Origin of the sequence: Niallia nealsonii, assembly GCF_002835805.1 — a bacterium.
Classification (GTDB): domain Bacteria; phylum Bacillota; class Bacilli; order Bacillales; family Cytobacillaceae; genus Niallia; species Niallia nealsonii.
The window spans coordinates 48777-65302 of the sequence record NZ_PISE01000046.1 but is presented as its reverse complement, the minus strand read 5'-3'; the positions used below and the strand labels follow the sequence as shown (position 1 = coordinate 65302).

Sequence of the window (16526 nt, the reverse complement as noted above, 5' to 3'; positions counted from 1 at the left end):
TATCATTTATTTGGACTCACAAAATTTAGATAATAAATTCGTAACAACTGTAGGAGGTTGAATTACATTGGCTTTTCAATTTAGATTGCCTGACATCGGTGAAGGAATTCATGAAGGCGAAATCGTAAAATGGTTTGTTAAACCAGGCGACAAAGTTCAAGAAGATGATGTACTTTGCGAAGTACAAAATGATAAAGCGGTAGTAGAAATCCCATCTCCAGTTGAAGGTACTGTAGAAGAAGTATTAGTTGATGAAGGTACTGTAGCAATCGTTGGAGATGTGTTGATTACATTTGATGCACCTGGTTATGAAAACCTTCAATTTAAAGGTGACCACGGTGATGAAGCACCTAAAGAAGAGGCGAAAACTGAAGCTCCTGCGGCTGAACAAACTCAAGAAGCAGCTGTTGAAGTAGATCCTTCTAAACGTATTATCGCAATGCCATCTGTACGTAAATATGCTCGTGAAAAAGGCGTAGATATCCAAGCAGTAACTGGCACTGGCAAAAATGGAAGAATCGGGAAAGAAGATATCGATGCATTCTTAAATGGCGGCGCGCAACCAGCAGCTGAAGCAGCTCCTGTAGCACAAGCACAACCAGCAGCTGAAACAGCATCTGCTCCACAAGCAGTAGCTATTCCAGAAGGCGACTTCCCAGAAACACGAGAAAAAATGAGCGGAATTAGAAAAGCGATTGCTAAAGCAATGGTTAACTCTAAACATACTGCTCCACACGTAACATTAATGGATGAAATTGAAGTGTCTAAACTTGTTGCACACCGCAAAAAATTCAAAGATGTTGCTGCAGCTAAAGGAATTAAATTAACATTCTTGCCTTATGTTGTTAAAGCATTAACAAGTGCGTTAAAAGAATTCCCTGCATTAAATACATCATTGGATGATGCTACAAGCGAAATCGTTCATAAACATTACTACAACATCGGAATTGCTGCAGACACTGAAAAAGGTCTATTAGTTCCTGTCGTGAAAAATGCTGATCGCAAAGGTATCTTCAATATTTCTAATGAAATCAACGAACTTGCTGGAAAAGCTAGAGACGGCAAATTAGCTCCAAATGAAATGAAAGGTGCTTCTTGCACAATTTCTAACATTGGATCTGCTGGCGGACAATGGTTTACTCCTGTAATCAACCATCCTGAAGTTGCTATTTTAGGAATTGGACGCATTGCTGAAAAAGCAATCGTTAAAGATGGAGAAATTGTTGCAGCTCCAGTACTTGCTTTATCATTAAGTTTTGACCACAGAATGATTGATGGAGCTACAGCTCAAAATGCAATGAATCATATTAAACGTTTATTGAACGATCCAGAACTATTGTTAATGGAGGCGTAAGAACATGGTAGTTGGAGATTTTCCTATTGAAACAGATACTATAGTCATTGGTGCAGGTCCTGGAGGATATGTTGCAGCAATTCGTGCAGCACAATTAGGACAAAAAGTAACAATCGTAGAAAAAAATGTACTTGGCGGAGTTTGCTTAAACGTTGGATGTATCCCTTCTAAAGCATTAATCGCTGCAGGACATCGTTATGAAACAGCTCTACACTCAGATGATATGGGTATTACAGCTGATAATGTAAAAGTTGACTTTTCAAAAGTTCAAGCATGGAAAGCTAGTGTTGTTAAAAAGCTTACTGGCGGTGTAGAAGGACTTTTAAAAGGAAATAAAGTAGATATTGTTAGCGGTGAAGCTTATTTTGTTGATGCTAATACGCTAAAAGTAATGGATGAAAAATCATCACAAACTTATACTTTTAAAAATGCAATTATTGCAACTGGATCTCGTCCAATTGAAATCCCAACATTTAAATTCTCAAAACGCGTTCTTGATTCAACTGGCGCTCTTGCTCTTCAAGAAATTCCAGAGAAAATCGTTGTTATTGGTGGAGGTTATGTAGGTACTGAGCTTGGTGGTGCTTATGCTAACTTCGGAACACAAGTAACAATCTTAGAAGGCGCAGATGAGATTCTAGGCGGTTTCGAAAAACAAATGTCTTCATTAGTAACACGCAATTTGAAGAAAAAAGGTGCGGAAATTATTACGAAAGCAATGGCTAAAGGTGTAGAAGAGTCTGACACTGGCGTTGTTGTTAAATATGAGGTAAAAGGCGAAGAAAAAACTGTCGAAGCTGATTATGTATTCGTAATGGTTGGAAGAAAACCAAACACAGATGAATTAGGTCTAGAGCAAGTTGGCGTTGAACTGGCTGAACGCGGCTTAATTAAAACAGATAAACAATGTAAAACATCTGTAAGCAATATCTTTGCAATTGGTGATGTTATTTCAGGACCACCGCTTGCTCATAAAGCTTCTTATGAAGGTAAAATTGCAGCAGAAGCTATCGCTGGACATCCTGCAGAAATTGATTATCTTGGAATTCCTGCTGTTGTATTCTCTGAGCCAGAATTAGCAACAGTTGGTCACACAGAAAAATCAGCGAAGGAAGCTGGAATCGACATTGTTGCTTCTAAGTTCCCATTTGCTGCAAATGGCCGTGCATTAGCACTTAACCAAGCTGAAGGATTTATGAAGTTAATCACTCGTAAAGAAGATGGCTTAGTTATCGGCGCTCAAATTGCTGGTCCTAGTGCATCTGATATGATTGCTGAACTTGGTTTAGCAATTGAATCTGGAATGACTGCTGAAGATTTAGCAATGACAATCCATGCTCATCCAACACTTGGTGAGATTACTATGGAAGCTGCTGAAGTTGCAATTGGAAGCCCAATCCATATTATTAAATAAGGTTAATATAAAAAAAGTCCACTAATTAAAGTGGGCTTTTTTTATATTATATGGAGGAAAGGATAAGTGCTTTTGGATAAAATATTACCACTGCTTTTAACATATACTAATTATATCTACTAAAGAATAGATAATTGGAATGGCAAAATGAAGGTGGTGGCAAATCCTTGAAGGTTTATACTGTTATTCTCTTACAGTTAATATTATGGAGCGGCTATTCCATTACAGAATGGTTATCAAGGCATGATTTGATTCTTTATAAAGTATGTATGTTTATTGTTTTTTTCTACTTAGCTATTACCATTGGGAATTATATTGTGAAGTCTCCGAGGAAGACAATGTTTGCTACTTTCATTAGTCTTGGGATATATGGATCTTTTCAAATAATCATGAGTATTATTTATGTAGCATAATGAATGATAAAAGAGCAAACTTTACTGGAAGCATCATTAATCTTCTAAGTAAAAGAGAAGATTAATGATGCTTCTCTAGATAAATGGTGTTTTATTTGAGGGGTATTTGCAAAAGAGATTGGTATTTGCCTATTCTAAGACGTTTTAATAGGGATAGAATGATGTTTTATTATTGTCACAGTCCTTTTTCTCTATATAAAATAAAAAAGCGTCTATAAGCCAATAAAGACGCTTTTTTATTTTGTTAGTTGTTGACTTTTTCTTTTTTTTTCTTCGGAACCTTTTTTATATAGCTGGAAAAAAGGCTGAAAACAGCAAAAAGAAGGAGAAAAAAGCAAACAAATGTAAAAACCATTGGCAAAGGATGGAATATCGTATCCTTTGCCAATGGTGACTGAAAGCTAATAACAACAGGATATGCCTTCTTATTTGTCGGCAATTCTACTTTCTGTTCTGCAAAAGGAATAGGCCCGCCAAAGGTTAATGTACGTATTTGTTCAAGAGGTTTTTTTTCTATATATTGCTTAAACATAAACGGTGAACAGAAACTTAGGATAAGGCTTAATACACTTACAGCAATAACTCTTTTCAAGGAAAAAACTCCAATCCTATTTCAATTACATATTGTGACTTAAGTATAGGGCTGTGTTTTTGCTGTAACAGAACACAGCCTTTTTTTTATCGAATTGCACGATGCTCTTTTATGACACGGAGCTTTTTAAAGTCATAATCTTCTGGTCCTTGAACAGGCAGACCAGCTTCCATATTTCGTTTAATATACTGCAGGTTATCTTCTGTAATGATTTCTCCTGGAATAAAGATTGGAATGCCAGGAGGGTATACCATAATAAACTCAGCGATTACCCTGCCATCTGAATCATCAAAATCTACTAATTCTGTTTCAGAATAAAAAGCATCTCGAGGAGTAAGAGCTAATACTGGGATGTTTGGCAGCATTACTTTTGCCTCTACGGTACTTGCTTGATTGTGATATTCTTCTGCTAGATTTTTTAGTGCTTGTATGAGCATGTCTGCTTCTCTCAGTGTATCCCCTGGTGTAACAATACAAAGGATATTATACAAATCAGACATTTCCACTTCGATATTATAATTTTTTCGCAGCCATTCTTCTGCATCATGACCTGAGATTCTTAAATCCTTCACGGATATGATCAATTTAGTTGGATCATAGTCATAAGCGATATGAGATTCAACTATTTCTTTTCCGACACAATATAAATGATTTATTTCATTAATTTGTTTGCGGATGCTTTGAGCTAATTCAATGGTACGGTCAAGGAGCTCTTTGCCTTCTGTTGCCAATCTTTTTCTGGCAACATCGAGTGAGGCAAGCAATAAATAGGAAGTGCTGGTTGTTGTCAGCATGCTTAAAATAGATTGTACTCTTTTATGATTCACTAAGCTTCCGCGAACGTTAAGAATAGAACTTTGTGTCATAGAGCCTCCAAGCTTATGAACACTTGTAGCCGCAATATCCGCACCAGCCTGCATCGCAGACATAGGGAGTTCGTCATGGAAATGAATATGTACTCCATGCGCTTCGTCTACAAGTACAGGAATATTATAAGAATGCACTAATTCTACAATCTTTTTTAAGTCAGCAGATATGCCAAAATAAGTAGGGTTTATTACAAGTAAACCCTTTGCGTCTGGATGAAGATCTAAGGCATGCTGTACAGATTCAAGAGTAATCCCATGAGAAATGCCAAGCTTTTTATCGATAGCAGGATGGATAAAAACAGGAATGGCACCTGCAAATACAATGGCAGACATAACGGATTTATGCACATTTCTTGGTACAATAATTTTGTCACCAGGTCCACAAACACTCATAATCATCGTCATAATGGCACCGCTTGTTCCTTGGACAGAAAAAAATGTATGGTCTGCGCCAAATGCTTCAGCAGCGAGTACTAATGCTTTTTTGATAATGCCTTTTGGCTGATGAAGATCATCAAGTGGTCCGATATTAATTAAATCAATTGAAAGGGCATTTTCCCCAATAAAGTCGCGAAACTCGGGATCCATTCCATTTCCTTTTTTATGACCCGGAATATGAAATTGTATAGGGTCTTTTTTTGCATGCTCCAATAAACCGTGGTATAACGGTGTTTCGTGTTGTGACAATTTATTTCCACACCTCTTTATTATAAATATATTTAAAAGTAAACTATTTGTTTTTTGTCCCATTAACCTGAAGGAAACCATAAAACAAAAGAATTATAGCATTTTTTATTTTTTTTGCATACAATTAGTTTTTACTATAATTAAAAGAAATATTTTCCCAATGCTTTTTTATATAGCTGATTCCATGAACGAGCTCTGTTTTTCTCTATCTTGGCAAGGCTGTTATCCCACTAGCATGGACCAAAAATGGCTTTTATAACAAGTTTTTCTCTAAAAACTAGGTGGATTTTCATAAAAAAGCAAGCAAGTTTTACATTAGGAATTTCTTGATTTAAAATGATAACATTGGTTTTAAAAAGTTTGGCGATAAATATAGAAGAAAAGGGTGTTCATATGGAATATCAATATCCAATTGATATCGATTGGTCTACAGATGAAATAGTTGCTGTCATTAAATTTTTTGAATGCATTGAAAGTTGTTATGAAAAAGGAATAAAACGCAATGAATTAATGGAGCATTATCGAGTTTTTAAAAAAATTGTGCCAAGCATTGCCGAAGAAAAAAAAGTGTGTGGAGAATTTGAAGAAGTAAGCGGCTATTCTGCCTATAGAACAATCAAAAAAGCAAAAGAAGCAGATGAGCATCAGATAATAAAAATGCCGTAAAAAAATAAGCGAGTATAATTTAGCCCAATCATTTGCAAATGATTGGGCTAAATTGCTGGTTGGCAAGAGATTATCGGCTATTTAAAGATAGTTGATATAGGGGCAAAAGTGTTTCAAAGGTTTGTTCCGCTAAAGCCATAAATTGATCGCCATTCTCCAAAATTGGATCAGATGCTTGGATATGCTGTCCAATGAGAAACTCCGCTTTTTTTACATTACGGAAACGTTCTAATGTCTGCTGTAAATCTGTCTCTGCCACTTTTTTGGCATCTTTTTGCATATGATTGAATGAAATCATGTAATGATTGGGAATAGCTGCTTTTATCTGATTTAAATTTTCCAGAAATATTTTTGCATATTCTTCTTTTTGTGGCAATTCATAAATATAGGCAAGCCAGATGAACACATGGTCATCAAATAAGCCAATCTGAAAATGAGGATGCTGTTTATAGCCTCGTTTATTTGCCGCAATGGCAAGCCATGTGTCTTTCGGAGGATTTACCGTACGTCTTGCATGTTTAGCGATATGCAGAAACATTTCATTTCCTGTTTTGACAGATAATTCACTTGTCAATGCTTCGCCGATTATTCGGAATTTAGGCTGAATCCGCTCCTGGATTGCCTTCATTCGTTCCTCAAGACCTTCTATTGTAAAGGTATCAAAATCTTTTTGATTAAATCCTTTAAAGTTCATAATCTAACTCCTTTTACGTTTATAACAACGGTGTTTGGGTATTTAAAAATCAAGTAAGTGGAATAAACAAGCTGCTTTTCTTCCCTTATGTATACTCTACATATTTATATAGTTAACTATTTTCTCTTTGGATGGACAAATAAAATAATTGGCAGGAGACAAAGAGAATCATGGTACAAAAAAATTATTTTTCTAAGCTTCACCAAATGGGAATCTTGTTGAAAAGTCCATTTACTTGTTGTCAAATATTGTAGCATAAACGGGTATTTTGGTGAAGGAAAGGAACCTTTTAGGTGGGAGCACATATTTGTTGCAAGGAAAGTGATTTCAACATATGATATAAGAAATCATTAGAATTATAAGTCTATGGAAGGGGTGTACTGTCAAGTGAAACAATTAATGAATTTGGTAAAGAAGAATGAAGTGGAAAGAGAAAAAAAGGCTGTTCTTCGATTAGAAATGGATTATGAGTTGGCTACTTTATTTGATGCAATGAACGAACACAACGAAGCGCAGAAAAACATAAGTAAGCAAAAGCTTGAAAGAATTAGACAGGAACTTCTAAGACTTAAAGCTCTATAGGTGAAAAAACGTATTAAATCATAAATGCTCTCTCTTAATTTGGGAAGCATTTATGATTTTTGTTTTACATAGAATGTTGGCCATATAAAGAGGATATATTTGAAGAAATAGCATTTGATGCATGATAATGCATACAGTAAGCTAAAATATAGACAGACAAGTAAGTGGACTGCTCTCATATGATGATAAAGCGGGTGCAGAAAATATAAGGTAAGGATGGGAAAGATGACTAATTGGCTAGAAGTAGATACGTATGCTAAAGAATGGATAAAAGAAGCTGGAGAAAGAATAAAAAAGTCTTTTTCAAAAAAACTGTTAATTGAAACAAAGTCGAATAAAAATGATTTAGTAACAGAGATAGATAAGGCAACAGAAGAATTTTTTATTCAAAATATTAATAAGCAATACCCAAGTCATCGCATCTTAGGAGAAGAAGGGATCAGCTCATCTATTGAAGATTTAAAAGGAATAGTTTGGATTATTGATCCAATTGATGGAACAATGAATTTTGTACATATGCAGCGGGATTTTGCCATTTCTATCGGCATATATGAGGACGGGGTAGGAAAAATCGGCTTAATTTATGATGTAGTTGCTGATGAGCTATATCATGTTGTCCAAGGAAAAGGCGCATATATGAATGATATGCCGCTTGCTCCGCTAAAAGAAACTGCAGTAGAAGAAGCAATCATTGGTTTAAATTCTACTTGGGTAACGGAAAATAAGCGTATTGATCCGAAAATTTTAGCACCTCTTGCAAGAGATGCGAGAGGAACTAGGTCATTTGGTTCTGCATGTTTAGAGCTTGCATATATCGCATCAGGAAGAATGGATGCTTATATTACTTTAAGACTTTCTCCATGGGATTACGCAGCAGGAAAAATAATGGTGGAGGAGCTTGGAGGAAAGGTTACGTCCCTTCGTAATGAAAACTTAGACTTATTGACACAAAATTCGTTTTTTGCTGGGAAACCAGGAGTACATAAGGAAATTATGGAAAAATATTTACACAATGGAGAATGGTAAGCGAGAGGTGCAAAGCAATAGTGTGGAATTTTCTTTTATCCCATGCTATTGCTTTTTTATGCGAAAAATGTAAATTTAATTTAGAGCCTATTTTTAAGCTGCTTTTTTTTGTGGTTTATTCTTTTTCTCTTGTAAACAGCAAGAGCTATAATAAACAAAAATAAAAAAAAGGAAATAATGGCACCTTTTAAGCTTTTTTCTACTATACAAATGCCGATAGAAATAAAGGCAGAGGCAGCAAATATTTTATAATAATAGAATGGTCCTGTTTCAATATCCAATATGTATCATCCTTTATTTTTAAATAGATTTAGTTAAAGATGGAAAAAATAACGTTTACACCTGTCTTTTTTTATTTTACATGAAAAACCTTTTAGGTTTCTAGTATATTCTATGGTATAATGACTCAGTTATAATGTTAAAATAATGAAAAATCAGATAGACCATTTAGGTAGGAGTGAAATTTTTGAAAATTAGAGAAGATCTTCGTAATATTGCTATTATTGCCCACGTTGACCATGGTAAAACGACATTGGTTGACCAACTTTTAAAACAGTCTGGCACTTTCCGTACAAATGAACATGTAGAAGAACGTGCGATGGACTCAAATGATTTAGAAAGAGAACGCGGTATTACGATCTTAGCAAAAAATACTGCGATTCAATATAAAGATAAACGCATCAATATTTTGGATACTCCAGGACATGCTGACTTCGGCGGTGAAGTGGAACGTATTATGAAAATGGTTGATGGGGTATTGCTTGTTGTCGATGCATATGAAGGATGTATGCCACAAACACGTTTTGTATTGAAAAAAGCGTTAGAGCAAAAATTAACACCAATCGTTGTTGTAAATAAAATTGACCGCGACTTTGCTCGTCCAGCAGAAGTTGTTGATGAAGTAGTAGATTTATTTATTGAATTAGATGCAACGGAAGAACAATTAGAGTTCCCAGTTATTTATGCATCTGCAATTAACGGTACTGCAAGTGTAAATGCAGAGCAGCAAGATGAAAACATGCAGTCTTTATATGATGCAATTGTTGAGCATATTCCAGCACCAGTGGATAACCGCGAGGAGCCATTGCAATTCCAAGTATCTCTTCTTGACTACAATGACTATGTAGGAAGAATTGGTATTGGACGTGTATTCCGTGGAACAATGAAAGTAGGCCAACAAGTAGCATTAATGAAACTTGATGGAACTGTCAAACAATTCCGTGTTACAAAAATCTTTGGTTTCTTTGGTCTAAAAAGACAAGAAATTGAAGAAGCATATGCTGGCGATTTAATTGCAGTATCAGGAATGGAAGACATTAACGTAGGGGAAACAGTTTGTCCTTTTGAACATCAAGATGCACTTCCAGTACTTCGCATTGATGAGCCTACATTGCAAATGACGTTCCTAGTTAACAACTCTCCATTTGCTGGTAAAGAAGGTAAATATCTAACTTCAAGAAAAATTGAAGAAAGATTGCGTGCACAATTAGAAACAGATGTAAGCTTACGTGTTGAAAACACTGATTCTCCTGATGCTTGGACTGTATCTGGACGTGGAGAACTGCATTTATCTATCCTTATTGAAAACATGCGTCGTGAAGGATATGAATTGCAAGTTTCAAAACCAGAAGTTATTGTAAAAACAATTGATGGTGTACGTTGCGAACCAGTTGAACGCGTACAAATTGATGTCCCAGAAGAACATACAGGTTCTGTAATGGAATCTATTGGTGCTCGTAAAGGTGAAATGCTTGATATGATCAATAATGGTAATGGTCAAGTACGTTTAATCTTTAATGTGCCTGCACGTGGATTGATTGGTTATACAACAGAGTTCTTAACATTAACTCGTGGTTATGGTATTATCAACCATACATTTGACAGCTATCAGCCAATGGCATCTGGACAAGTTGGAGGACGTCGTCAAGGTGTGCTTGTAAGTATGGAATCAGGCAAATCATCTACTTATGGTATTATGCAAGTAGAAGATCGCGGAATTATCTTTGTAGAAGCAGGAACAGAAATCTATGAAGGTATGATCGTTGGGGAACATACTCGTGAAAATGATATAACGGTTAATATCACAAAAGTAAAACAAGCAACAAATATCCGTTCTGCAAACAAAGACCAAACATCAACAATGAAAAAACCAAGACTTATGACATTAGAAGAATCTTTAGAGTATTTAAATGAAGACGAATATTGCGAAATAACACCAGAATCTATTCGTCTGCGCAAAAAGATTTTAAATAAATCAGAGCGTGAACGTGTAACAAAAAAGAAAAAAATTGCAGAATAAGCTGAAAAAAAAGAAGCTAAACTTCATTAGAAGTTTAGCTTCTTTTTTACACGGTGCTAGTCTAGTGCCTTTTGCTTTTTGTATTATCTAGCTGCAGGCACTCAGCAACTGCTGAGTTTCAAACCATCTTTTAAGATAAAGTCAACATCGATTCACTATCGTTCAGCGTGCTTCCTATATCTTTAGTCGGTGTCTCTCTGACGTATAGGATGTATAAGTGCCGATGTTGCTGCAGGAGAACGCAGCGTACTTAATCGGCCAGTCCATACGGAGATAAACAGGTGCCTTGCGCTTTCCTTTTTGTCTAGCTACAGGCACCCAGCGTCTGAAGAGCTTCAAGTCCTCTCCCTAAGATAAGTCAACATCGACTCTCTAACGTTCGTCGTGTTTTCTTTATCTTTAGTCGATGCCTTTCCAGCTCTCACGCCGCTAACGGGGTGCCTTGCGCTTTCCTTTTTGTCTAGCTACAGGCACCCAGCGTCTGAAGAGCTTCAAGTCCTCTCCCTAAGATAAGTCAACATCGACTCTCTAACGTTCGTCGTGTTTCCTATATCTTTAGTCGATGCCTTTCTAGCTCTCACACCGCTAACGGGGTGCCTTCCTCTTTTCTTTTTACCAATCGTCTTCTGTGGTTTTGCTGCGGTATAGGGCGAAATTACCAGTGTCTACTCGTTTTTGAGTATTTTTTGTTATTCGCAATTCGCATTCTTTGCACATATACGTATGGATAGGCCTATTTCGCAGGCGCTTTGCTTGAAATGAGTTTTCATCAATATCTTCAATCTTATCGCATATCACACATTTTACTTTCAAACTGTGCACCTCTAATCATTAAATTTCCAATTGGATGATAGAGGTATTATAATATAATCAGCAGAAGAAAACGAGTTTAATCCCGAAGATGGTTATTTGATTGCTCATCTTGATCATTTTTTAATTGCTTTTCTTCTGAGTCATTTAATTTTTCATCAGGATTTTTCACTTTTGTTTTTGCATTAGGATTTATCATATCTGCGGGCACCTCAGGCATGATTCTACCTGTAATATCAGCTAATTCATTAAAAATTCCTTGAATAGGCTCACCATTTTTAATATCCTCCGCAATTTCTTTAATTCTAGCAGTTACATCTGGGTCAGCTACTATCATGGCATAAGCACCATTTGGATCATTTTTTAAACTTTCTGCAACAGAATATTTAATAGAACCAACTTCAGAACGATCTAAATTTGCTTTAATGTCTATGCCAACAATCGCATAATGCCCTAGTACAACAGCTGTTGCATCATTGACGTTTGGAATGCTGGTGGCAAGGGATACAAGCCGTTTTGCAATATCTTGCCCAGATTTTCGGTCTACTTCGTTAATCGTAGAGTTTTTCACATTTTTCACATGTGGATTTGTTCCATTCGATTGTGACACATTGTTATTGCTATCAACATTTGTACAGCCACAAAGAAGCATAAAGATCATGATTAAGGCAGCTTTTTTCATGAAAACACCTCCAAAAAAAGATAATTCATCACATTTTTTTACACTTTCTATCTTTATTGTGCAAAATATCTTCTATCTTTATGCGGTAAAACATATATTTAACCAAGGTTCCTTTCCGTAAAGCGGATAGCAAGCAATATATGACAGTAGAGCAGGAGGCATCAGTTTGAGTAAAATATATGTTTTAGATACGAATGTCTTGTTACAAGACCCATATTCCATCTTTTCATTTAAAGACAATGATGTAGTAATTCCCGCAGTAGTACTCGAAGAAGTAGACAGCAAAAAGCGCTATATGGACGAGATCGGGAGGAATGCAAGACAAATATCTAGGTTAATCGATAATCTAAGAGAAACAGGAAAGCTGCATGAAAAAATCCCTCTAGAAAATGGCGGGACTTTGCGGATTGAACTAAATCATCGTTCCTTTCATCAGCTGCAAGAAATTTTTGTGGAAAAGACAAATGATAATCGCATTTTAGCGGTAGCCAAGAATTTATCTTTAGAGGAACAGAAAAAGAAAGATGGACGAACCGTCGTATTAGTCAGCAAAGATACACTCGTTCGAGTTAAAGCCGATGCAATTGGTTTAGTATCAGAAGATTTTTTAAGTGATCGTGTAGTAGAAAATGATCACTTGTATACAGGTTTTACAGATGTACAAGTAACTCTAGATATACTAAATAAATTTTATGAAAAAGGAAAAATCCCTATTTCAGAAATAGGAAATGGAATATATTATCCAAATGAATTTCTCATTTTAAAAGATGTACTAGGATCTTCTTCTTCTGCACTGGCAATGGTGGATTCTTCCCGAAAGTTTATAAAAAAACTTGTATTTGACCATGAACATATTTGGGGAATACGACCGCGGAATGTGCAACAGACGATGGCTATTGAATTGCTTTTGAAAAAGGATCTTCCACTAGTTACTTTAATTGGGAAAGCGGGCACAGGTAAAACATTATTAGCATTAGCTTCAGGATTAATGCAAACAGAAGATTTTGGAGAATATAAAAAATTATTGGTAGCACGGCCAATTGTGCCAATGGGGAAAGATTTAGGCTATCTTCCAGGAGAAAAAGAAGAAAAGCTAAGACCGTGGATGCAGCCGATATTTGATAATCTTGAATATTTATTTAATACAAAAAAACCTGGTGAATTAGAAGCAATTCTTGCGGGGATGGGATCGATAGAAGTAGAGGCACTAACCTATATTCGCGGCAGAAGCATTCCTGATCAATTTATTATTATTGATGAAGCACAAAATTTAACAAAACATGAAGTGAAAACGATTTTAACAAGGGTCGGAGACGGCAGCAAAATCGTCCTGATGGGAGATCCAGAACAAATTGATCATCCATATTTAGATGCCTTTAATAATGGACTCTCTTATGTTGTGGAGCGCTTTAAAGATCAGCAGATAGCTGGACATGTAAAGCTAGTGAAAGGAGAGCGCTCAGGTCTTGCGCAACTTGCAGCAGATCTGTTGTAGCAATTTTGGGGTAGCTTAGGGCATTCATTGTATTGCTAATGAAAAAAGAGGGCATTTTTCCATCAGCCAAAATGCATTTTGGCTGATGGAGGAAGCTTTAATAAAAATATTTTCAAGCGATTACAAATGATTCTACATACTTAATGGGTTGTTGATCTGCTTTTTTATTTTTAAAATAAACATGAACAGGCCCATCACTTTTTAACGGTTTGCCATTTGCACAAAATAATAGCATAATCTCCTCTAGAGAGGAAAGGGGAAAGGATAGTGTTTCTCCTTGTGAAATAATTTTAATTTCTTTGGCAGAAATAATAGGTTCCGCATTACGAATAAATGGAGCAAGGGGCATAAAAAAAGTTCCTGAGAGAAGCTCCTCTTTTTTATATTTTTTTTCTGATTTTAAAGTGGGAGGAAAAACAGCTCCTTCTGAAATTTCTCTATCCCAATGTGCTGATACCTCTTTCGTATATTCTTCCATTTCATCGGTTGCTTGAATTGAACTAAAGAGTTGTTCTGCTGTTTGTTTGCGATCATCAAAAATCCATACACTTGGATCAATGGTAATTTGGAAGTTAACAGCGCCTTTAATTGGTATAATATCTTGCATTTTTTTCTCCTTTCCCTTCTTTATCCCTACTTAATGAGCTTTTGCCCTCTGTCCTGAGATTGAGGAGAGGAAATGAGAAGTTGCCCGCAAAAGCTCTATTGGTTTAACTGACAATCAGAGGGGAACTTGGAAAACTCCCTCTGTTTGAAATGTGAATTTATGGGGATTTTTCATTCCATACCGGAAAAAGAAGCGGTTACATTTTTCTGGTTTTTTAGTATCTTCTTAATAAGTATAGCTATCTTGCCTATATCTGTCATTTTTTATTTTTAATTTTAATGATATAAAGTAGAGATAGAAGATAAATTATCTCTAGGGATAATGCTGGTTAATAGAAGGTAGTTAAAGTTAAAGGAGCTTTAGCTCCTATTAACAGAAATAGAAGAGGAAAAAGAAATCTAGGCGGGAAAACGTTTGTCCGTAAAGGCCTGATAGAAAAGAACATGGATATAGTTTTCATATCCTGTGCAATGTCTGTGGGATATCTATAATCAGTGGGAGATGGAGGGACCCACTGATTGAAGTTTCACTTTATAATAGGATTGTTCTTGCATTTTTCTACTGATAAGTTTAAACTTTATAAATAGGATAATCGCTCGGAAACGGGGGGATAAGGTTGACTTCTGATATGATTATTAATCATAAAGACAAAGCAAATGCATTATTAAAAGCAGATGCAGACAAAATATTAAAGCTAATTAAAGTACAGATGGATAATTTAACAATGCCGCAATGTCCTTTATATGAAGAAGTTCTGGATACGCAAATGTTTGGCTTATCCAAAGAAATAGATTTTGCTACTCGTCTTGGTTTGGTAGATGAAACTGTCGGCAAAAAGATTTTAGATGAATTGGAAAAAGAACTTTCTGTATTGCACGAAGCATCTACAAGAAAATAAAAAAGCAAACTCAAACAAGAAATAGGTTGTTTGAGTTTTTTTAATCTGGGAAAAAAGAAAAGCAAGCATACATATTTGGAGAAGGCAACCAAGTTCTTCTTCGTTTTTTGCAGGAAACAAACAAATTTTAGCGAATGTATAATACAACCTAGAAATAGTAAGGGAAGCGGTTTGATGTTTAAAAAAATATTAAAATCTTATGATTACTCTTTAATTGCAGCAATGGTGATGTTGTCGCTTTTTGGATTGATTATGATTTATAGTGCCAGTATGGTAAGTGCTGTCCAATATTATAACCTTGGCAGCAGTGAATATTATTATAAAAAACAAATAATTAATTTGTTTGTTGCAGGTTTCGTTTTTATCATGGCAGCTATTTTCCCATATAAAGCGCTATTAAGCAAAAAAATATTAGTGCCAATGGTTGGTTTATCATTATTGGGGCTTTTGGGCATTTTTGTACTTGGGCATACTGCTGGTAATGCGCAAAGTTGGTATCATTTTGGAAGTTCGAGCTTGCAGCCTTCAGAGTTTGTTAAATTGGCTGTAATTGTTTATTTGGCAGCAGCATATGCAAAAAAACAATCCTATATTAATCAATTTAATAAAGGAGCAGCTCCTCCCATTGTCTATTTAATTTTAGTTTGTGGACTTGTTGCAGTCCAACCCGATTTTGGGACAGCTGCGATTATTTTTTTAATTGGCGGAACTATTATTTTATGTTCGGGAATGAATTTGCGAAATCTTCTAAGGCTTGCTGTTATGGGGCTTGCAGCATCCATTCCAGTGCTTTTACTATTGGGCGGGAAGATTTTTACGCAAAAAAAGATAGATAGATTTTTAGTGTTTTTCCACTCTCCATTTGCAGACGAATCTGGTTCAGGCTATCAAATGAGCAATTCTCTTATTGCAATTGGAAGCGGTGGATTAAAAGGTTTAGGCTTAGGACAAGGTGTGCAGAAGCTAGGCTATTTAACAGATGGCCATACAGATTTTATTATGGCAGTTATTGCAGAAGAACTTGGAGTATTTGGAGTCGGCTTTGTTATTCTGTGTTTAAGTTATATTGTGCTTAGAGGGATTTATATTGGACTGCGCTGCAAAGATCCTTTTGGCAGCCTTCTTGCGATTGGAATTTCAGGGATGATTGGCATCCAGTCATTTATTAATATTGGCGGTGTATCTGGAGTGATTCCACTAACGGGTGTGCCATTGCCATTTGTCAGTTATGGGGGATCATCGTTAGTCCAGTTGGCAATCAGTATGGGGATACTTGTTAATGTTTCTATGTTTGTGAGATTTGAAAAAGTGTATAAAAATAAAGATGAGGAAGTAGTGGCAGACATGTCCCCACAGCCTAAAAACGGCTTTTTGCAAAATAGACGGGGCTAAAAGAAGAGAACCATTTTACGGCTTGTAAAACGGTTCTCTTCTTTTT

17 protein-coding genes are annotated in these 16526 nt (G+C 35.9%); 10 read left to right on the top strand and 7 right to left on the bottom strand.

What is annotated here, in order from left to right:
* Window positions 1-67: 67 nt before the first annotated feature.
* The 3 genes from CWS01_RS18710 to CWS01_RS18700 all read left to right on the top strand — a co-directional run bounded on the left by CWS01_RS18710 (window position 68) and on the right by CWS01_RS18700 (window position 3181).
* A complete protein-coding gene (locus CWS01_RS18710; protein WP_101178723.1) occupies window positions 68-1354 on the top strand; it encodes a dihydrolipoamide acetyltransferase family protein in 1287 nt (428 codons plus the stop codon).
* Window positions 1355-1358: 4 nt separating this feature from the next.
* Window positions 1359-2768, top strand: a complete 1410-nt coding sequence (gene lpdA / locus CWS01_RS18705; RefSeq protein WP_101178722.1) for a dihydrolipoyl dehydrogenase — start codon at window positions 1359-1361, stop codon at window positions 2766-2768.
* 167 nt (window positions 2769-2935) lie between these two features.
* Window positions 2936-3181: a hypothetical protein gene (locus CWS01_RS18700; RefSeq protein ID WP_101178721.1), complete on the top strand. Its 246-nt coding sequence runs from the start codon at window positions 2936-2938 to the stop codon at window positions 3179-3181.
* 244 nt (window positions 3182-3425) lie between these two features.
* Here the strand turns inward: CWS01_RS18700 and CWS01_RS18695 are convergent, their stop codons facing one another.
* Both CWS01_RS18695 and CWS01_RS18690 read right to left on the bottom strand, forming a co-directional pair.
* Window positions 3426-3773 (bottom strand): hypothetical protein, encoded by a 348-nt coding sequence (locus CWS01_RS18695; RefSeq protein WP_101178720.1) that lies wholly within the window; start codon window positions 3771-3773, stop codon window positions 3426-3428.
* 86 nt (window positions 3774-3859) lie between these two features.
* Entirely contained in the window at window positions 3860-5329 is a 1470-nt protein-coding gene (locus tag CWS01_RS18690; RefSeq protein WP_101178719.1) for an aminotransferase class I/II-fold pyridoxal phosphate-dependent enzyme, read from the bottom strand.
* Between the two features lie 393 nt (window positions 5330-5722).
* On the opposite strand from CWS01_RS18690, the gene CWS01_RS18685 reads away from it, so the two are divergent.
* Window positions 5723-5995, top strand: a complete 273-nt coding sequence (locus CWS01_RS18685; protein ID WP_101178761.1) for a UPF0223 family protein — start codon at window positions 5723-5725, stop codon at window positions 5993-5995.
* A gap of 70 nt (window positions 5996-6065) precedes the next feature.
* Here CWS01_RS18685 and CWS01_RS18680 read toward each other — a convergent pair whose 3' ends face one another.
* The gene (locus CWS01_RS18680; RefSeq protein ID WP_101178718.1) at window positions 6066-6689 is read right to left on the bottom strand and encodes a YktB family protein; all 624 of its coding nucleotides are present in this window, start codon (window positions 6687-6689) and stop codon (window positions 6066-6068) included.
* Window positions 6690-7076: 387 nt separating this feature from the next.
* Between CWS01_RS18680 and CWS01_RS18675 the strand changes: the two genes are divergently transcribed.
* Together CWS01_RS18675 and CWS01_RS18670 are read left to right on the top strand one after the other, a co-directional pair.
* Window positions 7077-7271: a hypothetical protein gene (locus CWS01_RS18675; RefSeq protein ID WP_101178717.1), complete on the top strand. Its 195-nt coding sequence runs from the start codon at window positions 7077-7079 to the stop codon at window positions 7269-7271.
* A 225-nt stretch (window positions 7272-7496) separates the two neighbouring features.
* The gene (locus tag CWS01_RS18670; RefSeq protein WP_101178716.1) at window positions 7497-8297 is read left to right on the top strand and encodes an inositol monophosphatase family protein; all 801 of its coding nucleotides are present in this window, start codon (window positions 7497-7499) and stop codon (window positions 8295-8297) included.
* An 80-nt stretch (window positions 8298-8377) separates the two neighbouring features.
* Here CWS01_RS18670 and CWS01_RS18665 read toward each other — a convergent pair whose 3' ends face one another.
* Entirely contained in the window at window positions 8378-8578 is a 201-nt protein-coding gene (locus tag CWS01_RS18665; protein WP_101178715.1) for a DUF5325 family protein, read from the bottom strand.
* 185 nt (window positions 8579-8763) lie between these two features.
* Here CWS01_RS18665 and typA point away from each other — a divergent pair, with 185 nt between their 5' ends.
* On the top strand, window positions 8764-10596 hold the full coding sequence (gene typA, locus CWS01_RS18660) for a translational GTPase TypA (protein ID WP_101178714.1): 1833 nt from the start codon (window positions 8764-8766) through the stop codon (window positions 10594-10596).
* 612 nt (window positions 10597-11208) lie between these two features.
* On the opposite strand, the gene CWS01_RS18655 is transcribed toward typA, so the two are convergent.
* Entirely contained in the window at window positions 11209-11409 is a 201-nt protein-coding gene (locus tag CWS01_RS18655) for a YlaI family protein (protein WP_101178713.1), read from the bottom strand.
* 76 nt (window positions 11410-11485) lie between these two features.
* Entirely contained in the window at window positions 11486-12088 is a 603-nt protein-coding gene (locus tag CWS01_RS18650) for a YhcN/YlaJ family sporulation lipoprotein (RefSeq protein WP_101178712.1), read from the bottom strand.
* Window positions 12089-12254: 166 nt separating this feature from the next.
* Here CWS01_RS18650 and CWS01_RS18645 point away from each other — a divergent pair, with 166 nt between their 5' ends.
* On the top strand, window positions 12255-13583 hold the full coding sequence (locus CWS01_RS18645) for a PhoH family protein (RefSeq protein WP_101178711.1): 1329 nt from the start codon (window positions 12255-12257) through the stop codon (window positions 13581-13583).
* Window positions 13584-13695: 112 nt separating this feature from the next.
* On the opposite strand, the gene CWS01_RS18640 is transcribed toward CWS01_RS18645, so the two are convergent.
* Window positions 13696-14190 carry a hypothetical protein gene (locus tag CWS01_RS18640; RefSeq protein ID WP_101178710.1) on the bottom strand — a complete coding sequence of 165 codons (495 nt, stop codon included), beginning with the start codon at window positions 14188-14190 and terminating at the stop codon, window positions 13696-13698.
* A 616-nt stretch (window positions 14191-14806) separates the two neighbouring features.
* Between CWS01_RS18640 and CWS01_RS18635 the strand changes: the two genes are divergently transcribed.
* Window positions 14807-15088, top strand: coding sequence for a YlaN family protein (locus CWS01_RS18635; RefSeq protein ID WP_101178709.1), 282 nt, complete (start codon window positions 14807-14809; stop codon window positions 15086-15088).
* A 174-nt stretch (window positions 15089-15262) separates the two neighbouring features.
* Window positions 15263-16480 carry an FtsW/RodA/SpoVE family cell cycle protein gene (locus tag CWS01_RS18630; protein WP_101178708.1) on the top strand — a complete coding sequence of 406 codons (1218 nt, stop codon included), beginning with the start codon at window positions 15263-15265 and terminating at the stop codon, window positions 16478-16480.
* Window positions 16481-16526: the final 46 nt, after the last annotated feature.

Coding starts and splice junctions, on each gene's coding strand:
- lpdA (WP_101178722.1), top strand. CDS start 1,359: ATGGTAGTTGGAGATTTTCCTATTGAAACAGATACTATAGTCATTGGT.
- CWS01_RS18685 (WP_101178761.1), top strand. CDS start 5,723: ATGGAATATCAATATCCAATTGATATCGATTGGTCTACAGATGAAATA.
- CWS01_RS18680 (WP_101178718.1), bottom strand. CDS start 6,689: ATGAACTTTAAAGGATTTAATCAAAAAGATTTTGATACCTTTACAATA.
- CWS01_RS18670 (WP_101178716.1), top strand. CDS start 7,497: ATGACTAATTGGCTAGAAGTAGATACGTATGCTAAAGAATGGATAAAA.
- CWS01_RS18650 (WP_101178712.1), bottom strand. CDS start 12,088: ATGAAAAAAGCTGCCTTAATCATGATCTTTATGCTTCTTTGTGGCTGT.
- CWS01_RS18640 (WP_101178710.1), bottom strand. CDS start 14,190: ATGCAAGATATTATACCAATTAAAGGCGCTGTTAACTTCCAAATTACC.
- CWS01_RS18630 (WP_101178708.1), top strand. CDS start 15,263: ATGTTTAAAAAAATATTAAAATCTTATGATTACTCTTTAATTGCAGCA.